Source organism: Streptomyces sp. RLA123 (assembly GCF_056270165.1).
Genome location: NZ_JBWDOR010000003.1, coordinates 3,320,462 through 3,341,049 on the forward strand (window position 1 = coordinate 3,320,462; position 20,588 = coordinate 3,341,049).

22 protein-coding genes and 2 pseudogenes are annotated in these 20,588 nt (G+C 71.6%); 15 read left to right on the forward strand and 9 right to left on the reverse strand.

Features of this window, described 5'->3' with window-relative positions; genetic code table 11:
- Positions 1-101: 101 nt before the first annotated feature.
- Positions 102-1,352, reverse strand: coding sequence for a DUF4132 domain-containing protein (locus tag RV983_RS14930; RefSeq protein WP_475986285.1), 1,251 nt, complete (start codon positions 1,350-1,352; stop codon positions 102-104).
- A 124-nt stretch (positions 1,353-1,476) separates the two neighbouring features.
- On the opposite strand from RV983_RS14930, the gene RV983_RS14935 reads away from it, so the two are divergent.
- Entirely contained in the window at positions 1,477-2,733 is a 1,257-nt protein-coding gene (locus RV983_RS14935) for a D-alanyl-D-alanine carboxypeptidase family protein (RefSeq protein ID WP_475986286.1), read from the forward strand.
- A gap of 21 nt (positions 2,734-2,754) precedes the next feature.
- Here RV983_RS14935 and RV983_RS14940 read toward each other — a convergent pair whose 3' ends face one another.
- Positions 2,755-3,192, reverse strand: a complete 438-nt coding sequence (locus RV983_RS14940; protein ID WP_475986287.1) for a DUF4234 domain-containing protein — start codon at positions 3,190-3,192, stop codon at positions 2,755-2,757.
- Positions 3,193-3,351: 159 nt separating this feature from the next.
- Entirely contained in the window at positions 3,352-3,915 is a 564-nt protein-coding gene (locus tag RV983_RS14945; RefSeq protein ID WP_475986288.1) for a MarR family winged helix-turn-helix transcriptional regulator, read from the reverse strand.
- Between the two features lie 68 nt (positions 3,916-3,983).
- On the opposite strand from RV983_RS14945, the gene RV983_RS14950 reads away from it, so the two are divergent.
- The 4 genes from RV983_RS14950 (at position 3,984) to RV983_RS14965 (ending at position 7,054) form a co-directional block, all read left to right on the forward strand.
- A complete protein-coding gene (locus RV983_RS14950) occupies positions 3,984-5,276 on the forward strand; it encodes an MFS transporter (protein ID WP_475986289.1) in 1,293 nt (430 codons plus the stop codon).
- Positions 5,277-5,347: 71 nt separating this feature from the next.
- Positions 5,348-5,758: a hypothetical protein gene (locus tag RV983_RS14955; protein ID WP_475986290.1), complete on the forward strand. Its 411-nt coding sequence runs from the start codon at positions 5,348-5,350 to the stop codon at positions 5,756-5,758.
- A gap of 5 nt (positions 5,759-5,763) precedes the next feature.
- On the forward strand, positions 5,764-6,336 hold the full coding sequence (locus tag RV983_RS14960; RefSeq protein ID WP_475986291.1) for a thiol-disulfide oxidoreductase DCC family protein: 573 nt from the start codon (positions 5,764-5,766) through the stop codon (positions 6,334-6,336).
- A 10-nt stretch (positions 6,337-6,346) separates the two neighbouring features.
- Positions 6,347-7,054, forward strand: a complete 708-nt coding sequence (locus RV983_RS14965) for a TetR/AcrR family transcriptional regulator (protein WP_475986292.1) — start codon at positions 6,347-6,349, stop codon at positions 7,052-7,054.
- Positions 7,055-7,085: 31 nt separating this feature from the next.
- Here the strand turns inward: RV983_RS14965 and RV983_RS14970 are convergent, their stop codons facing one another.
- A complete protein-coding gene (locus tag RV983_RS14970; protein WP_475990332.1) occupies positions 7,086-7,481 on the reverse strand; it encodes an ATP-binding protein in 396 nt (131 codons plus the stop codon).
- A gap of 264 nt (positions 7,482-7,745) precedes the next feature.
- Here RV983_RS14970 and RV983_RS14975 point away from each other — a divergent pair, with 264 nt between their 5' ends.
- The 5 genes and pseudogenes from RV983_RS14975 to RV983_RS14995 form a co-directional block, all read left to right on the forward strand.
- Complete coding sequence (locus tag RV983_RS14975) at positions 7,746-7,925, forward strand: hypothetical protein (protein WP_475986293.1); 180 nt, start codon at positions 7,746-7,748, stop codon at positions 7,923-7,925.
- Complete coding sequence (locus tag RV983_RS14980; protein ID WP_475986294.1) at positions 7,922-8,947, forward strand: UbiA family prenyltransferase; 1,026 nt, start codon at positions 7,922-7,924, stop codon at positions 8,945-8,947. The genes RV983_RS14975 and RV983_RS14980 overlap by 4 nt, the downstream gene beginning before the upstream one ends.
- Before the next feature lie 214 nt (positions 8,948-9,161).
- Positions 9,162-9,362: a hypothetical protein gene (locus tag RV983_RS14985; RefSeq protein WP_475986295.1), complete on the forward strand. Its 201-nt coding sequence runs from the start codon at positions 9,162-9,164 to the stop codon at positions 9,360-9,362.
- A gap of 319 nt (positions 9,363-9,681) precedes the next feature.
- Positions 9,682-13,698, forward strand: coding sequence for a carboxypeptidase regulatory-like domain-containing protein (locus RV983_RS14990; RefSeq protein ID WP_475986296.1), 4,017 nt, complete (start codon positions 9,682-9,684; stop codon positions 13,696-13,698).
- Between the two features lie 143 nt (positions 13,699-13,841).
- Positions 13,842-14,345 (forward strand): annotated as a pseudogene (locus RV983_RS14995) (transposase); the annotation flags it as partial.
- A gap of 50 nt (positions 14,346-14,395) precedes the next feature.
- On the opposite strand, the gene RV983_RS15000 reads toward RV983_RS14995, so the two are convergent.
- Positions 14,396-14,644, reverse strand: coding sequence for an SCO4848 family membrane protein (locus RV983_RS15000; RefSeq protein WP_475986297.1), 249 nt, complete (start codon positions 14,642-14,644; stop codon positions 14,396-14,398).
- A gap of 268 nt (positions 14,645-14,912) precedes the next feature.
- Between RV983_RS15000 and RV983_RS15005 the strand changes: the two genes are divergently transcribed.
- From RV983_RS15005 to RV983_RS15015, 3 genes are all read left to right on the forward strand, one after another.
- Positions 14,913-16,214 (forward strand): D-alanyl-D-alanine carboxypeptidase family protein, encoded by a 1,302-nt coding sequence (locus tag RV983_RS15005; protein WP_475986298.1) that lies wholly within the window; start codon positions 14,913-14,915, stop codon positions 16,212-16,214.
- 195 nt (positions 16,215-16,409) lie between these two features.
- On the forward strand, positions 16,410-16,628 hold the full coding sequence (locus RV983_RS15010; RefSeq protein ID WP_475986299.1) for a hypothetical protein: 219 nt from the start codon (positions 16,410-16,412) through the stop codon (positions 16,626-16,628).
- 65 nt (positions 16,629-16,693) lie between these two features.
- Positions 16,694-17,089 (forward strand): DoxX family protein, encoded by a 396-nt coding sequence (locus RV983_RS15015; protein ID WP_475986300.1) that lies wholly within the window; start codon positions 16,694-16,696, stop codon positions 17,087-17,089.
- Here the strand turns inward: RV983_RS15015 and RV983_RS15020 are convergent.
- Together RV983_RS15020 and RV983_RS15025 are read right to left on the reverse strand one after the other, a co-directional pair.
- Entirely contained in the window at positions 17,058-17,261 is a 204-nt protein-coding gene (locus RV983_RS15020; protein ID WP_475986301.1) for a DUF397 domain-containing protein, read from the reverse strand. The two genes, RV983_RS15015 and RV983_RS15020, sit on opposite strands and share 32 nt — an antisense overlap.
- Complete coding sequence (locus tag RV983_RS15025) at positions 17,258-18,070, reverse strand: helix-turn-helix domain-containing protein (RefSeq protein ID WP_475986302.1); 813 nt, start codon at positions 18,068-18,070, stop codon at positions 17,258-17,260. The genes RV983_RS15020 and RV983_RS15025 overlap by 4 nt, the downstream gene beginning before the upstream one ends.
- A 70-nt stretch (positions 18,071-18,140) precedes the next feature.
- Here RV983_RS15025 and RV983_RS15030 point away from each other — a divergent pair.
- Positions 18,141-18,512: pseudogene (locus tag RV983_RS15030) on the forward strand (ATP-binding protein); the annotation flags it as partial.
- A gap of 87 nt (positions 18,513-18,599) precedes the next feature.
- Positions 18,600-19,172, forward strand: a complete 573-nt coding sequence (locus RV983_RS15035; RefSeq protein ID WP_475990333.1) for a 3'-5' exonuclease — start codon at positions 18,600-18,602, stop codon at positions 19,170-19,172.
- A 38-nt stretch (positions 19,173-19,210) separates the two neighbouring features.
- On the opposite strand, the gene RV983_RS15040 is transcribed toward RV983_RS15035, so the two are convergent.
- Together RV983_RS15040 and RV983_RS15045 are read right to left on the reverse strand one after the other, a co-directional pair.
- On the reverse strand, positions 19,211-19,675 hold the full coding sequence (locus RV983_RS15040) for a hypothetical protein (RefSeq protein ID WP_475986303.1): 465 nt from the start codon (positions 19,673-19,675) through the stop codon (positions 19,211-19,213).
- The gene (locus RV983_RS15045) at positions 19,672-20,559 is read right to left on the reverse strand and encodes a YihY/virulence factor BrkB family protein (protein ID WP_475986304.1); all 888 of its coding nucleotides are present in this window, start codon (positions 20,557-20,559) and stop codon (positions 19,672-19,674) included. The genes RV983_RS15040 and RV983_RS15045 overlap by 4 nt, the downstream gene beginning before the upstream one ends.
- Between the last annotated feature and the right edge of the window lie 29 nt (positions 20,560-20,588).

Here is a 20,588-nt window from a genome sequence, read left to right on the forward strand (position 1 = left end):
GCCGGCGAGAACGGCCGGATCCCCCTCTGCCGCGAGGCGGGCGACGAGGGCGACCCGGCCCGGGTCCTACCGGCGCGAGGGGTGGTACGTCCGCGCGGCGCTCACAGCTGCCGCACGATCGTGGGGTCGGTGATCCGGTCGTCGCGGGCGAGCAGCGCGGCCTTGCCCAGGACGGCCGAGAGCATCCGGTCGCCCTCGTGGGGCAGCCAACTCGGCTGCGGTGCACGAGCGGTGGCGAGGGCGACGGGCAGGTGGCGGTCCTCGGGCAGAAGTACCTGGGCGGAACCGAGGTGGATCCGGTAGGTGTGACGGACACCGCGGACGTGGAGGAAGCGGCCCTCGGCGCTGCAGCGGTCGCCCAGGGCGAGACGCGGCAGGAGCCGGGCCACTGCATCGCGGCGGGCCCGGGCACTGGGGCTGAGCTCTCCGAAGGCGCAGGAGGCCCAGAGGGCCCGATCGTGACCGCCTGGAGGGGCGGCGTCGTTCGCGAGATCGGCGGCGTCCACGAGCAGGCCGATGTCGCGCGCGACCTCGCTGACGACGAGCGGCGGCACGCCGGCGGACGCGAGTGGGTGGAACCGCGGCCCGCCGAGGACCACGGCCCGGCTGTCCGCGTACCGCACGACATCGACCGGCAGTTCGACGCGCACGCCCCAATCCGGCAGGTCGCGCGTGAGGGCCGTGCGGGCGCCGTCGACCGGTGCGCACCGCCAGCCGAGGGCGGCGGCCCGGACGTGGAATCGGTCCTCGCACAGAAGGTGCCCTGGGAGCGGTCCGGTGGTGCAGACCTCGCGGTAGGCCTGCGGGAAGGGCTGTGTGATGCCGTGCCGCTCCAGGCGGGCCCGCCAGGCGGCGACCTCCGCCTGGTCACGCCCGAGGGGGTGCCACAGCTCCACCGCGGCGCCCCCGCCGACCGGCTCCCCCGTCAGCGTGCGCAGGGCCCCGTCCGTGTGGGCGCACGCCACCCCGTCCACGGTCCACAGCAGGCGCCGGGCGACCGTTCCCACGAGCGGGTGGTCGAGGCACTGCTCCCGCCATTCGCCGTACCCCCACGGGCCGCGCCGCAGGAACTCCCGCTCCAGCCGCGCGCTCCGGGCCGCCAGCGCCTCCTCGATGTCGCGTACGGCCGCCCGCAGCAACGCCAGCTCCCCCGTCTGCTCCCGGCGCACGCACGCCGGCACGCCGCGTACGGCCCTGCCCGCGGCATCCCGCCAGCCCACCGCCACCTTCCCGCCCCGCACCACCAGCTCGGCGCTCACTGCGCCCAGCCGCCACACGCCCCGCCCCGGGCCGCTCAGCCCGTACGCGGGAACGGCCCGTTCCGTTTCCCCCACGACCGTTCCAGTCCCCATGTCCGCGAGCGTAGAGAGGGGGACTGACAGCGGCCCCTCGGCCACCGCCCGAACGAGTGCCACTTTCCGCCGGGACGCGCCCCCTGTTCCACGTCGGGGTGCCTTCGCTTGTACGGTCTTGCGCGTGCGCGACTTTCCCCACATCTCACGTCGCGGCGCGCTCGGCTTGGCAGCGGCCGCTCTCCCTTCCGCCCTTTTGGCGTCCGGTTCTGCCGCGGCGGCCGGCAGAGCCGTGATCGGCGGCGCCCGGCTCGCCCGTTCCGGGGTCCAGGTGGACGGCGGGGCGCCGGATCTGCCGGAGACGAACTCGTTGTCATGGGTCGTGGCGGACGCCGGCTCCGGCGAAGTCCTGGCCGCGTACAACGCGCATCGCCGGATGCCGCCGGCGAGCACCCTGAAGATGCTGTTCGCGGACACGGTGCTGCCGAAGTTCGACCGGAGGCTGCGGCACAAGGTGACGGCGGCGGACCTCGCGGACATAGGAGCGGGGAGCAGCCTGGTCGGGATCGAGGCGGGGACCACCTACACCGTCGAGCAGTTGTGGCTCGGGGTGTTCCTGCGGTCGGGGAACGACGCCGTGCACGTGCTGTGCTCGATGAACGGCGGCGTGGCCAAGACCGTGCGGGAGATGCGGGCGCGGGCGCTGGAGCTGCAGGCGAACGACACGCACGTGGTGAGCCCGGACGGCTACGACACGCCGGGGCAGTTGTCGTCGGCGTACGACCTGACGCTGTTCGCGCGGGCAGGGCTGCGCGATCCGGACTTCCGGGACTACTGCCGGACGGAGGTGGCGCACTTCCCCGGGGAGCACGGGAGCACGTTCGAGATCCAGAACACGAACCGGCTGCTGGGCCGCTACCGCGGCGTGATCGGCGTGAAGAACGGTTACACGACGAACGCGGGCAACACCTTCACCGGCGCGGCCGAGCGCGACGGCAGGACGCTGCTCGTCACCGTGATGCACCCGGAGTCGGGGTACGACGAGGTGTACAAGGAGGCCGCCGCGCTGCTGGACTGGGGGTTCGGCGCGACGGGCCGTGTGGTGCCCGTCGGGGCGCTGGTGCCGCCGCTCAGCGAGCTGAAGGCGTCCCCGCGGCCGGGGAACAGCGCCGACGGCGAGGTGAGCGCGAGCACGGCGGCGAAGGGCTCCGGGTGGCTCGGGCCGGGGACGGGGGCGGGACTGGTGGCGCTCGTCGCCGCGTTCATCCTGGCGATCCGCCGGCGGCCACGGCCGAGGACCGCGGCGGGGGGCGGCCGGCGGCGCGCGGGCGGCGGCACTCAGGCCGCGCCGCGCAACGGCGCACGAAGCACGGAGCGGACCGGAGAACGGACCGGAGAACGGGCCGCGGAACGGACCGGGCGGCGTCGGCGCCCCTCGTGAGGGGCCGCGCCGGGCTCCGCTCTAGTTGCGGGCGACCCACACCCGGTTGAGCTGTTCCTGGTAGTAGAACGGCATCAGGCCGAGGACCGGCACCAGCAGGACGCCCTTGAAGCCGGAGACCGTGCAGGCCAGACCGGCGCGGCGCTGGGCGCGGGCGATGCGGCAGCCGGTGTTGTAGAGGGATACCGCGGCGGGCACCAGCAGGAGGGCGCCGAGGGAGACCGCGAGGACCGAGAGGGCCGGACGGACCTTGATGCCGGGGTCGAAGTCGCGCAGTTCGCGGTTGACGCGGTAGTACCAGATCAGCCAGTACACGCCGAGGGTCGCGGGGCCCAGGAGCCAGACCCGGCCGGGGCGGCGCAGCTCGCCGGAGGGCGTGGCGAGGTACGTGCGGGTGATGACGGGGAAAGCCGCGATGACCGGACGGGTCAGGGTCCGGTAGCGGTCCTCGTGGTACATGCTGCCCCCGAGCGATATGCCGGCGAAGGTGGCGTGGAAGGCAAAACTACTCGGCGGTTCAGCCGAGTGTCAGGGGTCGGCATCGACATATTCCGCACAGACTCCCGGGTCAGGATATGGCGATGGCGTGTACGACATGTACGGGGCGGTCGCTGCCGCTCACTTCGCCCCGGTACCGCCCGCCTCGCCACCGCCCGTTTCGGCGGCGCCCGCCTCGGCCACGGCCATCACGCGGCGGAGCATGTCGGCCAGCAGCCTGCGCTCACCCACGTCCAGGGCCCCGAGCAGCCGGTACTCCTCGTGTCCCAGCACGTCCATCGCACCGAGCCAGGCGGCGCGGCCGTCGTCGGTGAGCTCGACGTCGATGCGGCGGCGGTCGGCGGTGGAGTGGGTGCGGCGGACGTAGCCGCGCCGTTCGAGGCCGTCGACCCGCCCGGTGACGGAGGCGGGGGCGAGGTCCAGGTCCACGGCGAGTTCGGAGGGGGCGGCGCGGCCGCCGCGACCGGCGAGGGCGTGCAGGGTGTGGAACTCGTGCCACTGGAGGTCGAAGTCGGCCAGCGACTGCTCGCGGACCCTGCGCAGATGCCTGGTGACCAGCTTCATGCGCGTGACGGCGCCCTCGATGTCGGGATCGAGGTCCGGCAGGACGGGCAGCCAGCGCTCGACATGGCCGTCGGTCCAGTCCCGCTCCGTCCCCGCCGTACGCGGTGGCTCGGCTGTCATGGCCGGAATCCTACGACACCATAAATTTCGGTGGCGAATCATTCGATGCCGAAATACATTGCGGCCCCATGACACCGATCCATCCGCTCCGGCTCCGCGCCTTCCGCCTGCTGTTCACCGGCCGCGTCCTCTCCCTCCTCGGCGACGGGGTCGTGCCCGCCGCACTGGTCATCGCCGTCACCCGGGTGACCGGCGACGTCTCCGCCCTCGCGCTCGTACTGGGCTGCGCAATGGTGCCGCGACTGCTGCTCCTGCCCCTCGGCGGCGTGATCGCCGACCGGTTCGACGCCCGCCGGGTGGCGCTCGCCACCGACCTCGTGCGCTGCGCGGCCCAGCTCCTGGTGGGGGCCGAGCTGCTCGGCGTCCTCGGCGGCGGCCCGGTCCTGGCGCACATCGCCGTCGCGGAGGCGGTCGGCGGCGCCGCCTCGGCCTTCGCCATGCCGACCCAGGCGCCGCTCGTCGCCGGGACCGTGGCCGGGACCGGCGACGGCGAGGCCCGCCGCAAGGCCAACGCGCTGATGGGCGTGGCGAGCAGCGCCACCCGGCTGTGCGGGCCGGGGCTGGCCGCGGCACTGATCTGGGCCGCCGGGCCGGGCCTGGCCTTCGTGCTGGACGCGGCGTCCTTCGCGGTGAGCGCGGCCCTGCTGACCGCGGTCAGGGTCGAGCGCGTCCCCCTGCCGCGGGCCTCGTTGCTCACGGACCTCAAGGAGGGGTGGCGGGAAGTGCGTTCCCGCGACTGGTACTGGACGAGCCTGGTGGCGCACGGCACATGGAACGGTGCCGCCGCCGTGCTCACCACCCTCGGCCCGGCCGTCGTGATCGGCAGACTCGGCGGTGAAGGTGTCTGGTTCTGGGTGCTGGAGGCGGGCGCGATCGGCCTGGTCCTCGGCTCGCTCCCGGCCGCCCGGCTGCGGCCGCGCCGGCCCGTTCTGATCGCCAACCTGGGGCTGGCGACGTACGCGCTGCCGCTGGCCCTGCTCGCCGTGGCCGCCCCCGCGCCGCTGCTGATCGCGTCCTACGGTCTCGCGCTGGCAGCGCTCGGCTTCCTCAACCCGGTCTGGGAGACCGTCGTCCAGCAGCAGGTGCCGCCGCAGGCGCTGGCCCGGGTCACCTCGTACGACTGGCTGCTGTCGCTCGCCGCGACGCCGGCCGGCTACGCGCTCGCGCCGCCGGCCGCGGCCGCGTGGGGCAGTGCGGTGCCGCTCGGGGTGTGCGCGGCGCTGGTGGCGATCGCCTGCGTGGCGACAGCGGCGGTGCCCGGCGTGCGGAACGTCGGCGCGTCAGCGTCGGCCCCGGCCACCCCGTCCGTCCCCGCAGGAAGCGCCGGAACCGCCGGAAAGCCCGGCCCGCAAGCAACTTGAACGTGTTCAAAATCAGGTCTACAGTCAGTCCCGCAACGGGTTTTGAACACGTTCAAACAAGGGTGGGACCCATGGACCTCACGGTCGTCGCATATGTCATCTACCTGCTGGTCAGCGTCGCGCTGACGGTGTGGGTGGCCCGGACACTCAGCAAGGCGGGCAAGGTCTTCCTCGAAGACGTCCTCCACGGCAACGAGAAGCTCGCCGATGCCGTCAACCACCTCCTCGTGGTCGGCTTCTACCTCGTCAACCTCGGCTTCGTCGCCCTCTACCTGAGGAACGCCGACGCGGTCGACAACGCCCGCGGCCTCTTCGAGGCGCTGTCGGTCAAGCTCGGCGTCGTCCTGCTGGTGCTGGGTGTGCTGCACCTGTGCAACGTCTACGTCCTGAACAGGATCCGCCGCCGCGGGATGATGGACCGCGAGCAGATCCCGCCGGTCACGCCGCAGGGCTGGACGCCCCCGGCCGTCCCCGGGGTGTGACGGTGATGGACCGCACCCCAGCGACCGGGGCCGCCACAGCGGCCCCGGTGCCGGTCCGCCGGCTGACCGTCCTGTACGACCCCGACTGCCGGTTGTGCTCCTTCGTCCGCGACTGGCTCGCCCGCCAACGTCAGCTGGTTCCGCTGGAGACGGTCCCCGCAGGCTCCGACGAGGCACGGCGCCGCTTCCCGCGTCTGGACCCCGCCTCGACGCTGCGCGAGATCACCGTCATCGGCGACTCCGGCCAGGTCTACCGCGGTGACGCCGCCTGGCTGGTCTGCCTGTGGGCGCTGTCGGAGTACCGGCCCACCGCGCACCGGCTCAGCACCCGCTCCGGCGCGCCCCTGGCCCGGGCCGCGGTGCTCATGGCCGCGCGCTACCGCGAGTCCCAGTGGAACCGCGGGACGGCCGCCCCCGGCTGGGGCGGCCGGGTCTACGGGACCGCCGACGGCTGGACGTACGACGCCAAGGACGGCTGGACGTACACCGGCACCGCCACCGGCCCGGACTCCCCCGCCGGCCCGTCGGCCGCCACCTCACCCGGCGCCTGTGCGGGCGGCTGCGCACCTCCCCGTTAGGCTCTCGACCGTGGAAGAAGCACCCCCCGGCAGGACCACCGGGACCCCGCGCACCGCCAAGAGCGAGCAGACACGGGCCCTGATCCTCGAGACCGCCCTGCGGCTCTTCGAGGAACGCGGCTACGACAAGACGACGATGCGCGCCATCGCCAACGAGGCCGGGGTCTCGGTGGGCAACGCCTACTACTACTTCGCCGGCAAGGAACACCTCGTCCAGGGCTTCTACGACCGGCTCGCCGCCGACCACGAGGCCGCGGTCCAGGGGGTACTGGCCGGGGGCGGTGACAAGGACCTGGCCGGGCGGCTGCTCACGGTCATGGACGCCTGGCTGGATGTCGCACGCCCCTACCACCAGTTCGCGGCGCAGTTCTTCAAGAACGCCGCCGACCCGGCCAGTCCGCTCAGCCCGTTCTCGCCCGAGTCGCACCCGGCCCGCGACGCGGCGATCTCCATCCACGAACGGGTGCTCTCCGGCTCGGACATCAAGCTCGACGCCGAGCTGGCCGAGGTGCTGCCCGAGCTGATGTGGATGTACCAGATGGGCATCGTCGTCTACTGGGTCTTCGACCACTCCCCCGACTGCGAGCGCACCCGTCGTCTGGTGGCCCGCACCGCCCCGCTCGGCGCGCGCATCCTCAAGCTCTCCCGTTACCGCCTGCTGCGGCCGATCGTGCGCGAGGTCCGCGAGCTGCTCAAGGAGTTCCTCTTCGAGCGTTAGCCGCGACGGGGAACAGGCGGGGGCCGTGCCGCTAGGCGGAGGCCAGTACGGCCCACACCGTCTTGCCGTCCCTGCCGCGTTCGCGCACGCCCCAGTTCCGCGACAGCGCCTCGACCAGGCGCAGGCCCCGTCCCGACTCGTCGCCGTCGGCGGCCTCGCGAGGCACCGGACGCACGTGCGCGGCGCCGTCGGACACCTCCACCACGCACGAGCCGTCCGCCTCGATCGTCACCGCCACCTCGAACTCCCGCTCCAGCAGCGGACTGTGGCGGACGGCGTTGGTGGCCAGCTCCGACACGACGAGCACCACGGACTCCACCGTCTCGTTCTCCCGCTCCCATCCCACCAGGTGGTCGCGGACCCGGTGCCGGGCCAGTCCTACCGACGTGGGATGTCTGGGCAGCCGGAACGTGCTGCGCCTCATCAGGTCACCCTCCCCATGAGCGAACCTCCCCGTTACCGTTGCGGCATGCATTTCCGGATTCGGGGCCGCCGAAGCGCCGATCGACGGAATTGCCGCTCCCGGTGGGCACTTTCCGGCCAAACTCGAACGCCGATCGAGGCGGGGCCCCCGGTCGTGCCGGCGGCCGCCGTCGCGCCGCAGGAGACCTGAGTACCCGTACTCATGGCCCAAGGCCGCGCGGTCCCGATAATCGTGGCGTCGGGAGCAGCACGCAACGAGGGGCCGACCATGCCTGATACACCGTCAGCCGACGTATCGCACGATCCGCCGCCCGGCCGGCCCCGGAGGTCCCCCTGGGCCGCGGTGGGCGTCGTCCTGGCCGTCGTCCTGGCCGTCGCGGGGCTCGCGGTGGTCGGCCTGTTCGTCCTCGTCTATGCCGCGATCTCCACTTGGGGGAGCAACAAATGACGGCACGTCTGCGTCTGCTGGTCCTGCTGAGCAGGCCCCCCGTGGTCCTGCTCCTGGCGCTCTACACCGCCGTCGGCCTCAGCCGGGCCGGCCACGGCCAGGACCCCGCCCTGCTGGCCGGATCGCTCGTCGCGATCCTCGGCTTCCTGTTGTTCTCCGTGGCCTGCAACGACCTGGCCGACGTGGCCATCGACCGGGTCAACCTCCCGGGTGCGGCCGAACGGCCGTTGGTGACGGGCAGCGCGGCGGCGCGGGACATGGTCGTGGTGGCGGCCGCGTCAGGCGCCCTGGCCCTGGGTGCGAGTCTCGCCATCGACCCCTGGGCCGCCGCGGTCACCGCGGCCGGTCTCGCGGTCAGCGCGGGGTATTCACTGCGCCCGGTGCGCCTCGCGGACCGCGGCGCGGTCGCGGCGCTCGTGCTGCCCGCCTGCTACGTCGCCGTGCCGTACCTGGTGGGCGTGCTGGCCGCCCGCCACTCCGTGCGGCCGGGCGACCTGCTGCTTCTGGCGGGCCTGTACCTCGGGTTCATCGGCCGGATCCTGCTCAAGGACTTCCGCGATGTGCGCGGTGACGCGCTGTTCGGCAAGCGCACCTTCCTGGTGCGTCACGGGCGCCGTGCGACCTGCCTGTTCAGCGCCTGCTGCTGGACGGCCGGCACGGCGGTGCTGATCATGGCCGCCCGCCCCGGACCGGCGTACGCCGTCAGCACCGGCCTCTGCCTGGCCGGGGCCCTGTGGCTGCTGCGCGCCCTGGCGACCTGGCCCGGCCACCGGCGGGAGGAGGCGCTGATCTCCGCGATCGCCATCGTCGGGCGCGGGATGATCCTGCTCCTCCTGGCGCATCTGTCGATGCTCCAGGCCCACTGGACGGCACTCGGGGAGTCGGCCGCCCTGGCCGCCCTGCTCGTGGTGACCGCGGGCCAGGCCGCCACCATGGCCGTATCCGGTCCGGTCACACGCTTGACCGTGCCGTTCACGGAGGTGAGGACCGAGGCCGGCTCCTCCGGGCGACGCCCCGCTTGAAACAGCAGCCATCCAGTCACTCCATGACAGCAGAATCAAACAGCCTCTTTACTGTGGTGCGGGACGCGGTCGTCGACCGCTACCGGCGGCAAGGGCAGCATTGCCCGCTGGGTTCGCTCGTCTCGCGGCTGAGCCCCGCGACGCCCGGCGCCCAGGCCGTCACCCAAGAACTTCTCGCCACCTGGCAGGCCAGATCACCAGCGGCGTCCCGGCCATGCAGGAGCAGCGGGAGATCTCGCCGGCGCTGGACACCGACCGAGCCGCCGCCGCCTTGCTCGCGGGCATTCAGGGCGTCGTCTCGATCCTGACGTCGACGGGCTCGCTCACCCACCTGGAGGCCGCCCTCGACCTGGGCATCGAACGTCTTCTCGCCGCGCCTCGCCGAGCCCGTGCGCCCGAGGCGTCAGAACGCTGACGGTGCGTGGTACCGCTCACGGCGACTCTGCCGGAGCGGGACCCGAGGGTAGGGCCGCCCTCCTGCGACGGGTCGCGGCAACGCACCACCTCAGAACGTGCGTGCGCTGCGGCGTCCGGTAGTGGTGGTGTGCGCCGCCGCAACGGACGCCGCGAGCCGGAAATGATCACATTTTACATCCACGTAACGTCCATGCCTTCCCTGGATCCTTGGCGGATGCATCAATGTTTCCGCGGCGAACTCATGGAACTTTCGCCGCACGCACGTTACTTGGAGACCTCACGTGTCATATCGCTCCACAAGACGGCACAGAACGCCCATGAGGACGTTCTTCGCCATGGTGGCCACGTCGGCCGCGGTCGCCGGCGCGCTGTTCGGCCTCGGCGCGCCGCAGGCCCTGGCAGTAACCACCGCGACGGCCGAACCGCCCACCGTCCACGGCAACGTCGAACGGATCTGCGACACTCCGGACCCCGAACACGCCGCATGCCTCGCCGTGCGCCGCACCGACACCAGGGCCTTCCGCGGCCTTGCCAAGGCCGGGGCACTCCCGGAGGGGCTCGGCCCCGCCGAGATCCAGGACGCCTACGACCTGGCCGCCGACGGCGGTGCCGGGCAGACCATCGCCATCGTCGACGCCTTCGACGACCCCACCGCCGAGGTCGACCTGGGCATCTACCGGGCCCAGTACGGTCTTCCGGCCTGCACCTCGGCCAACGGCTGCTTCCGCAAGGTGGACCAGCGGGGCGGGACCGAATACCCGGAACCCGACACGGACTGGGCGGGGGAGATATCACTCGACCTGGACATGGTGTCGGCGGCCGCCCCTAGTGCCCGCATCCTGCTCGTCGAGGCCGACGACTCCTCACCCGAGAACCTCGCCGCCGCGGTCGACCAGGCCATCGCGATGGGGGCGAAGTTCGTCTCCAACTCGTACGGGGCCTTCGAGTCCGCGGTGGACACCACCATGGTGGACGCGGCGTACAACCATCCCGGTGTCGCGATCGTCGCCGCGGCGGGTGACGAGGGTTACGGCGTCTTGTATCCCGCGGCCTCGCAGTACGTGACCGCGGTGGGCGGAACGGCCCTCGTCCGGGACCCGGATTCCGAGCGCGGCTGGTCGGAGACCGCCTGGACTGGCACCGGATCCGGATGCTCGGAGTACCAGCCGAAGCCCGACTTCCAGAACGACACGCTCTGCGAAGGCCGCACCGTCGTCGACGTGGCCGCGCTGGCCGACCCTGAGACCGGCGCCGCCGTGTACCAGACGTACGGCAACGGCGGCTGGACGGTCATCGGAGGCACCAGCGCCTCCGCCCCCATCATCGCCGGGGTCTACGCGCAGGCGGGGACGCCCGAACCCGGGACCTACCCCAACTCCTACCCCTACGCCGCCGGACCGGACACGCTGCACGACATCACCGCGGGCACCAACGGCGCATGCGACCACCCCTACCTGTGCAACGCCACGGCCGGCTACGACGGGCCGACAGGTGTGGGCACCCCCAACGGCCCGGCGGCCTTCCGCAGCGGCCCGCACGGCAAGCTCCACGGCACGGTCCTCGACGCCGCCGAAGGTTCGCCCGTGACAGGGGCGGAGATCCACGCCGGCAACTCCACGGCGTACACCGGCCCCGACGGCACCTACAAGCTGTCCCTGCCGGCAGGCACCTACGACATCACCGTCGGCGGCTACGGATACCGGACCAAGACGTTCGCCGAGGTGAAGGTCGTCGCCGACAAGGACAAGGCGAAGGACCTCCCCCTCACCGCCCTTCCCACCAGCCGGGTCTCGGGCACCGTCAAGGACGGCTCAGGCCACGACTGGCCGCTGTACGCCATGGTCAGCGTGGACGGAAAGCCCGGATCCCCGGTCTGGACCGACCCGGTCACCGGCGCCTACAGCATCGACCTGCCGAGGAACGCCGACTACACCCTGCGCGTGATCGACTTCTACCCCGGGTACGAACAGGCCGTGCGCACGGTGAAGGTCGCCACGTCCGACGTCGGCGCCGACTTCGGGCTGAAGGTCGATCCGCGGTCGGGTGCGGCCCCGGGCTACGACGTGACGCACGAGGGTCCCACGGAGAGCTTCGACTCCACCTCCGCCGCGCCGGAGGGCTGGTCGGTGCGGAACGCGGAGGGTACCACTGGCGGTTGGGCGTTCGACGACCCCCGGTACCGGGGCAACCACACCGGTGGAGGCGGCGGGTTCGCCATCGCTGACAGCGGCTACGGAGTCAGTGCGGACACCAGCCTCATCAGTCCTTCCTACGACTTCAGCGGCGATGAGCACCCGGACCTGTCCTTCCAGACGCAGTACCTGGGCTCCTGGTCCCAGCAGGCGTCCGTGGACGTCTCCACCGACCAGGCGCGGACCTGGACGACCGTCTGGGAGGCCAACTACGCCGACATCAGCGGTCCGGCGAGGATCGGCGTCGATCTGAGCGCCTACGCGGGGCGGCCCGACGTGCGGGTGAGGTTCCACTTCGTCGGGTCCGACTCCCAGTACTGGGAGCTCGACGACGTGCAGGTCGCCGACTGGAAGGCGGTGAAGGTCGCGGGCGGCCTCGTCACTGGTCAGGTGACCGACGCCAACACCGGCGAGGGGATCGTGGGCGCCGATGTCACGGCTGCCTCCGGGCAGCGAGCCATCTCGGTGACCACCCCCGCCGACGTCAGGCGTCCCGACGGCTTCTTCTGGATGTTCGCCCCGAAGGGCAAGCAGGATCTCACCGCGTCCAAGAAGCCGTACCAGGCCCTGACCGGGCAGGTGAAGGTGGTCGCCGACGGCAGCGCGGCCGCGGGCGACTTCGTGCTGAAGGCGGGCAAGGTGTCCGTCACCGCCGACGGAACCGACGCGTCCGTGAAGTGGGGAGCCTCTGCGACCCGCACCCTGCGGGTGACCAACACCGGAGATGTGCCGGCCCATGTGACGCTGGTCGAGCACCCGGGCGGTGCCGTGGTCGCGGCCGGGCGGGCCGCGGCCGGACCGGCATGGCACCCCGCGCCTGATGTGCCGACGGCTGTGATCGACGGCCTCGCCGACAGCTACCAGGGCAAGCTCTACGCCGGGCTCGGGAGCAACGGCAAGTCCTCCTCGCGCAAGCTCATGGTCTACGACCCCAAGGCAGGCGGTGCGTGGTCCACGCTGGCCCCGGCCGAGGACGCCCGCACCCACCCGACCCACGGATTCATCGACGGCAAGCTCTACGTCGTCGGCGGCATCGACTCCTCCTACGCAGCCGACGGAAAACTCGAGATCTACGACCCCGCCACCGACACGTGGACGACCGGCGCCGGCCTGCCGAACCCCCTGTCGGGCGGAGGCGGCGCCGTGCTCAACGGCAAGCTGTACATGATCGGCGGATGCAGCTTCGACTTCAGCTGCGGCCAGAACACCGCGGTGAACGTCTACGACCCGGCCACCGACACGTGGAGCACGGCCGCCGACTACCCCGAACCGGTGGCCGCGAACGCCTGCGCCGGCATCGATAACAAGATCTACTGCGCCGGCGGCAACGGCAACGTCGACACGAGCGACACGCGGTACGAGCTGTCCTCCGCCTACGTCTACGACCCGGCATCCGACAGCTGGTCGCGGCTGCCCGACATGCCCTTCCCCCTGTGGCGCTCGGCCCATGCGAGCGCCAACGGCCAACTGGTCATGACCAGCGGCCAGTCGCAGGGCAAGGTGGTCGCCACCGGCCTGGCGTTCGACCCGAAGACCTCGTCGTGGTCCGAGCTTCCCGCTTTGGCCCAGGCCCGCACCGCGGCTTCCGGCGCGACGGGCTTCTACGCCGTCGGCGGCATGGTGGACGGTGTTCCGGTGAAGTCCACGGAGCTGCTGCCCGGTTACGACCAGCCGGACGACGCGGACGTCACCTGGATGTCCGTCAGCGAGCGGCGGCTGGACCTGCAACCCGGCGCGTCCGCCACGGTGACCGTCACCCTGGACGCGTCCGTGGCCGAGGTCGGGCAGCCCGGCACCTACTCGGCGCGCCTCAACCTGGGCAGCGACACCCCCTACCCCGCCCAGGACATCCCCGTCTCCCTGACCGTGGCGCCGCCCGCGTCGTGGGGGAAGCTGACCGGCACGGTGACATCCGCGGCGACCGGGAAGCCGATCGCGGGAGCCACCGTGGAGGTCGACTCGTGGGTTGCCGACACCACTCTCACGACCGGCGAGGACGGCCGCTACGAGCTCTGGCTCGACAAGCGCAACAACCCCCTGTCCGTCATCGTCTTCAAGGACGGCTACAAGCCGGCCACGGCCACGATCAAGGTGGTGAAGGGAGAGGTGGTCGTCACCGACTTCGCGCTGAAGAAGGTGTAGCGCGCTGACCGGCACGGCGTGAGGCCCCAGGGCCTGAGCCGTCCGACGACCAGCCGTGGGTGCCCGGGAGGTGATTCCGGGCACCCACGTGCGCGTCACTGCCCGCCCGTCCGCATGCGACCGTGCAGGACACCGGGCCCGGGCGCGGTGCTCTGCACGGTCGCGCGCCGTGCGGCGCCCCGGGGAGTGGGGCCGACAGCACGGACGGCGGGCGGCCGGCGCGGGCACTGGTGTCCGTGACCGGCGGGAACCGGCATGACGTCACGCAACTGACGCCGCTGCTGGACGCGATCCCCCGGATACGGGGTCTGCGCGGACGTCCACGCAACAAGCCCAAGCGCCTATTCGCCGACCGCGGCTACGGCTACGGCTACGGCTACGGCTACGGCTACGGCTACGGCTACGGCTACAACAAGTACCGCCGGCTGCTATGGAAGCGCGGCATCAAGCCCCTCATCGCGCGACGCGGCGCTGCCCACGGCTCCGGCCCGGGCGAGACCCGCTGGGTCGTCGAGCGCACCTTCGCAGGGCTCCACCAGTTCAGACGACCCCGAACCCGCTACGAACGCCGCGCCGACCTTCACCAGGGCCTCTTGGAACTCGCCTCCAGCATCATCTGCCTCCGACGACTCCGCACATCATTCTGAAACGATCAGTCAGGGCCGCCGGCACCGGGCACGGCGGGACCGCGATCAGTTCACCGTGCGGCGCGCAGCGCCCGCAGCCCGCGGATCCCGAGCACACCGATCGCGGTGCCGAGCACGAGCGAGGTGATCGCGAGGGTGAGGTGGACCCAGAAGTACGCGGTCGGCGAGGCGTGGTCGCCGCCCTCGAAGGCGAGCCCGCTGGCGTCCTTCCACAGGTTCTTGACGAACGTGGTCCAGACGATCCAGCTCCACACCCCGAAAGCGGTCAGGAACCAGGACACGGGGCGGCTGAGCTTCATACGACCAGTATGCGGTCCTCCTCGCGAAGCCCGGCACGGGGGCCGCGAGGAACCGGTCACCCCACTGGAATACCGAATTTCGCCCCTATATGACCCTTTTGGGCATCGCGCGTCGCCCGCCCTCGATCGCACGGGGCGGCACACTGCGACACCGCACAGGACGGCCGGACGGGGTGGATGGTTGCGCTCAGGGGGCGTGGGAACGGTCACGGCCGGGATCCGCCCATGCCGCTCCCGCAGCGTCATCCTCTCCCTGTAGTTTCTCCCCGTGCCCAACTCCTCCCGCCGTTCCGTGCGCCGCCCTGCCCTGGTCGTGTCCGCCTTCGCGCTGTCCTGCGGTGCGGCCCTGGCGACCGCCCCCCTCGCGCACGCGAAGGGCCCGTCACCGACCCCGACCCCGCCCGCGGGAATGTCGACCGTGGGTGGCGAACGGCTGGGAGCGCCGGGCACACAGGTGAGCCCGCTCGGGGGCGCCCCGGCTCTGCCGGGCAAGCTCACCGCCCGCTCCTGGATCGTCTCGGACGCCGAGTCCGGCCAGGTGCTCGCCGCCCACAACGCGCACTGGAAGCTGCCGCCCGCGAGCACGCTCAAGATGCTCTTCGCGGACACCGTGCTGCCGAAGCTCGACAAGACGCAGACGCACAAGGTCGCGGTCTCCGACTTCGACGGCGTCGGCGCGGGCAGCAGCCTGGTCGGCATCAAGGAGAACCTGACGTACACCGTCAAGGACCTGTGGCTGGGTGTCTTCCTCCGCTCCGGCAACGACGCGGTCCACGTGCTGTCCGCCATGAACGGCGGTGTCGACGCCACCGTTCTGGAGATGCAGGCCAAGGCCGAGGACCTCCAGGCCGACGACACCGAGGTCATATCCCCCGACGGTTACGACATGCCGGGCCAGGTCTCCTCCGCCTACGACCTCACCCTCTTCGCACGCTCCGGCCTGCAGAACGCCGACTTCCGCGACTACTGCTCGACCGTGCGGGCCTCGTTCCCCGGCGAGTGGAAGACGATCAAGGCGAAGGGCGGCAAGAAGGCGAAGAAGAAGCGCGAGACCTTCGAGATCCAGAACACCAACCGCCTGCTCACCGGCGACTACGACCTGCCGTCGTACCAGGGCATCGCCGGCGTCAAGAACGGCTACACCAGCAAGGCCGGCAACACCTTCACCGGCGTCGCCCAGCGCGGCGGCCGCACACTGCTCGTCACCGTCATGCACCCGGGCGAGGGCCACAACATGGTCTACAAAGAGGCCTCGAAGCTGTTCGACTGGGGCTTCCAGGCGGACGGCAAGGTCACCCCGGTCGGCGTCCTCGTGCCCCCGAAGTCGGCCCTCGCCACCGCCTCGCCCTCGGCCGCGCCGTCCGCCTCCGGCGGCACCGCCCAGGCCGGGAACCCGGCCGACCCCACGTCCGCGTCCGCCGCCACGTCCTCCGGCGGCGGCCTGTGGACCGCCCTCGCCATCACCGGCGGATCGGTCCTGGTCGTCGGCGCGGTCGCCTTCTTCGTCCGCAAGCGGTGGCCGCTGCCCAAGCGGCCCACCACGGCGGAGGCCGGCGCCGACCGGTCCTAGCCCGCCCTCTCCCCCTCTCCCCCTGAGGCCCCGAGGGCCCCCGCGCTTCTCCCGGGGGCGCTCGACGGCGCTCATGCGGCGCGTGCGCCCACCCCGCTCCGACCGCCCCCCACCGCCCAGGTGGCACGGAGCCCCGGCCCGGACATGACCCAGGGGACAGGGACGCGGGGACACGGAGGGAAGAGGGAACGATCAATGGGCATTCTGTCCGTCATCGGACTCGTCATGGGGCTCGCGGTCGCCGTCTACTGCGTCCGTGCCGCCTTCCGCACCAAGATCCCCGCCGCGCGCTTCGGCTGGGCGGCCGCCGCACCGGGGGCGGTCGTGGTGGGGACGTACCTGGCGGGATTCATCCTGGTCACCGCGGTCGTCCTGGCCGTCACCTGGTTCACGGTCGCGCATTTTCTCCGCTGAACCGATGAGTCGGCGGCGGTCGGCCGGTCCACCTCCCCGTACACCCGACACCGGAGGAGACCACGATGACCGCCGCCGCTCCCGCGTCCGCGCCCGCCCTTCCGCACCGGGGCCGCCGCGCGAACACCGCCCTGTGGACGCTGCAGATCGTCCTCGCCCTGTTCTTCGCGTTCGCCAGCGCCATGTCGAAACTCATCGCCCACCCGTCGGCCGTCGAGAGCTTCGCGACGATCGGTTACGGCACCTGGTTCATGTACCTCATCGGCGCCCTCGAACTCGCGGGCGCCGTCGGCCTCGTGGTCCCGCGCCTCGCCGGCGTCACCGCGATCGCCTTCATCGGGCTCATGATCGGGGCGGCGTTCTTCCAGATCGTCTCCTTCGACGGTCAGAACGTCGCCACACCGGTCGTCATCGGCCTGCTCATGGGCCTCATCGCGTGGCGCCGCCTACGTCGAGCGTGACCGCGAACGCCACGAACGCGCGCCACGCGTCGGACGGGAACGTCAGCCGGGCCCCGGCCCTGTCCTTGGAGTCCCGCACGAGGACGGCACCGGGGCCGAGCGCGACCTCGACGCAGTCGCCGCCCTCGGAGTTGCTGTAGCTGGACGTGAACCAGGCCGGCTCGGTTCTCATAGCGCCTCCGCCAACTCGCCGATGAACCGCGCCGACTGCTCGGGGCCGAGCGCCTGCCGGGCGATCATGTCCTGCCGCCGCATGACGATACTGACCTTGTCCGGCTCCGCATACAGCAAGCCCGTCGTCTGCCCCTCCTCGTAGACCACATGATCGTGCTCAGGCGTCTCCAGCAGCACGAACGGACCGAGCAGGCCGCAGTGGAAGCCGCCGTCCGCGGACATGACCTGAATCGTCACGTTGCGGGACTCGCCCATCTTCCGCAGGTGCCCCAACTGCCGTGCGTGCGCATCCGGGTCGCCGAAACGACGACGCAGAGCGGCCTCCTCGACCACGAAGCCGAACGACTTCGGGGGCTCGCGCAGCAGGGCCTGCCGCTCCAGCCGGGCCGCGAGCCGTTCCTCCACGGTCTCGTCGCCGAGCGGGGGCCAGTGCGAGGCCAGCAGGCGGCGCGCATACTCCTCGGTCTGCAGCAGCCCAGGGACGTACTGCGCCTCGTAGGCGTAACGGGCGATGGCCTCCGATTCGTACCGCATGAAGTCCAGCGCGTACGAAGGAAACCGCTCCGGCTTCAAGAAGGCGTCCGCCGCCGTGAGTTTGCCGCCGGCGCCGCACATCTGGTCGGCGACCTGGAGCAGCCGGATCGTGGGGCGGCGCCGACCGAGTTCCATGGAGCGCACGGTCTCGCCGCCGTAGCCGGCCTCGTCGGCGAGCTGTTCGCGGGAGACGCCCGCCTGTTCGCGCCAGAGCTTGACCTGATTGCCGCAGTAGCGCCACGCCATCGGGGGCGGGGACGTCTCGATCGCCATGAGGTACAACCACCCTCCGTACACGCCTGGTCACTTCCGAGGCTACGCAGTGACCTGCACCTTTGGAGCCATGAACGAGACAACTCCCCCCACGGAGTGGCGCTTTCCGCGCCGGGCGCGCAGTGTGCGCCTCGCGCGGGCGCGGTTGCGCGAGCAGGCCGCGGTGTGGGGTCTGCCCGCGGAAACCACGGAGACCGCGGTACTGCTGCTGAGCGAACTGATGACCAATGCCGTGCGCCACGCGCGGGTGCCGCCGGACCGTCAGGTGGCGGCGCGGGCCGTCCTCACCGGGGGCCGGCTGCGGGTGGAGGTGTGCGACGCGAGCAACGCGTACCCGCGTCCCCGGGCCGCGTCACCGGAGGACGAGTCGGGGCGCGGCCTCGGGCTCGTGGAGGCGTTGGCCGACGCGTGGGATGTCCGTCCGCGTCCGTACGGGATCGGCAAAACGGTCTGGTTCGAACTGAGAGTAGTAAATACCTGCGCAAAGAGTAGTGACCCATGGCCGGAAATAGACGTACTGTTTCCCGTCATGGAGAGTGATGAGGGACTGCTGAACGTCATCGATGTCGAAGCGACGTGCTGGGACGGCGAGCCGCCACCCGGCGCGGTGAGCGAGATCATCGAGATCGGGCTGACCGTCGTCGACCTCCACCGCGGCGAGCGCGTCGCCCGGCACCGCATCCTCGTCCGGCCTGAACGGTCGCAGGTGAGCGACTTCTGTACGGAGTTGACCGGGCTCACGCAGGCCGAGGTCGACCAGGGCCTCGAATTCTCCGACGCCTGCAAGGTCCTGGCCGCCGAACACCGCGCCGGCCCCCGTACGTGGGCCAGTTGGGGCGACTACGACCGGCACCAGTTCAACCGGCAGTGCCGGGCGACCGGGACGACGTACCCCTTCGGCAGCCGGCACATCAACGTCAAGACGCTTTTCACTCAAGCCCACGGTCTGACCAAGCGCCCCGGCATGGTCGAGGCCCTGCAGATCGCCGGGCTTCCCCTCGAAGGACGTCACCACTGCGGTGAGCACGACTCCTGGAACATCGCCGCCCTCGCCCTGGCGCTCACCGGCCGCGGCGCCTGGCCGGGCCTGCCCGGCCACTGACCGCTCCCTCCCCGCGCGTCAGGGAAGGTCGGCGCAGGTCAGGGTGCGCCTCGATAGCTGACGTGGTCGCCGCCGCGGAAGAAGACGCGCCAGGACTCGGCGGGTTCCGAGGTGACCGGGAAAACCTCCAGGACCCAGGCGTCGTCCATCTCCACCGTGACGCGCCCGCTGTCCCCAAGGGTGGAGCGCACCACGTTCAGCGGGTGGTCGCCCAGACGCCCGCACAGTTCGCGCGCCTGCTCGTCGAAGAGCGTGGTGAAGTCGGCGAGAGCGGCCGCGGGGTCGGTGCCGCGTACCCGCGGCCACCGCATGTCCTCGGAGCCGAGCACGAGGTCGCCCCCGTGCGTCATCCGGAACGGGCAGTGGGCCTGGAGGACGGCGCCCGGCGTGAGGGACTCACGGGTGGCGAACGCGAAGACGCCGGTGAGCGCGTCCCTGTCGATCCCGGTCAGCGTGTAGGGGACGAGGCAGGCGACGGCCTCGTTCAGCGCGATCTCGGTCAACTCGTCTCCTTGGTCTGCTCATTGGCCCGCAGTTCGGCGCTGTGCGGCGTGGCCGTCCACGCCGCGCAGTACAGCAGCAGCTTTGCCGTGAAGTTCATCCACAACAGGAGCGCGATGGGCACACCGAAGGCCCCGTACATGCTCTTGGTGGCGACGCTCTGCAGGTAACCGCTGATCAGCAGCTTCAGCACCTCGAAGCCGATGGCTCCTATCAGGCTCGCCACGACGACGTCGCGCCGGTCGGGGGTGACACCCGGCAGGAGGGTGAGCAGGTAGGCGAGGATGCCGACGTCGATGAGGACGGCGACGCAGAAGCCCACGACGGACAGCAGGGCCCGGCCGGGGCCGTTCTCGTCCAGGCCGACGGCGTCGCCCAGGCGGTTGACAGCCGAGCCCGCGAGGGTGGAGCAGACCACGGAGAGCAGGGCCACGGCGCCCAGGCCGATCAGGACGCCGAGGTCCTTGAGCCGGTCCATGAAGGGGTTGCCGGACTCGTCGTCCTTGTGCCAGACGGCGCGCAGGCAGTCCCGGAGCGCGGCGACCCAGCTGACGCCGGTGAGGACCAGCAGGATCGCGGCGACGGCACCGACCGTGCCTGCGTTGTCCACCAGCCCGTTGATGTTGAGCTTGTCGGCGATCCCCGGCACCTGCTCGGCGAGTTTGTCCTGAAGCTGCTTGAGCTGGGACGGGGACAGCAGGGCCGCTCCGACGGCGGCGCCGACGGTGAGCAGCGGGAAGAGCGCGACGAAACTGACGAAGGTGATGGCGGCGGCCAGCCGCGTCCAGTGGACGCTCTCCAGGTGTTCGTAGGTGCGCCAGGCGTGGGTGCGCATGAGCCGCGCGATCCACGGACCGATCACCGGGATTTTCGTCAGCCATTCCATACCGCGCGCCTACCCTCCGTCACCTCCTG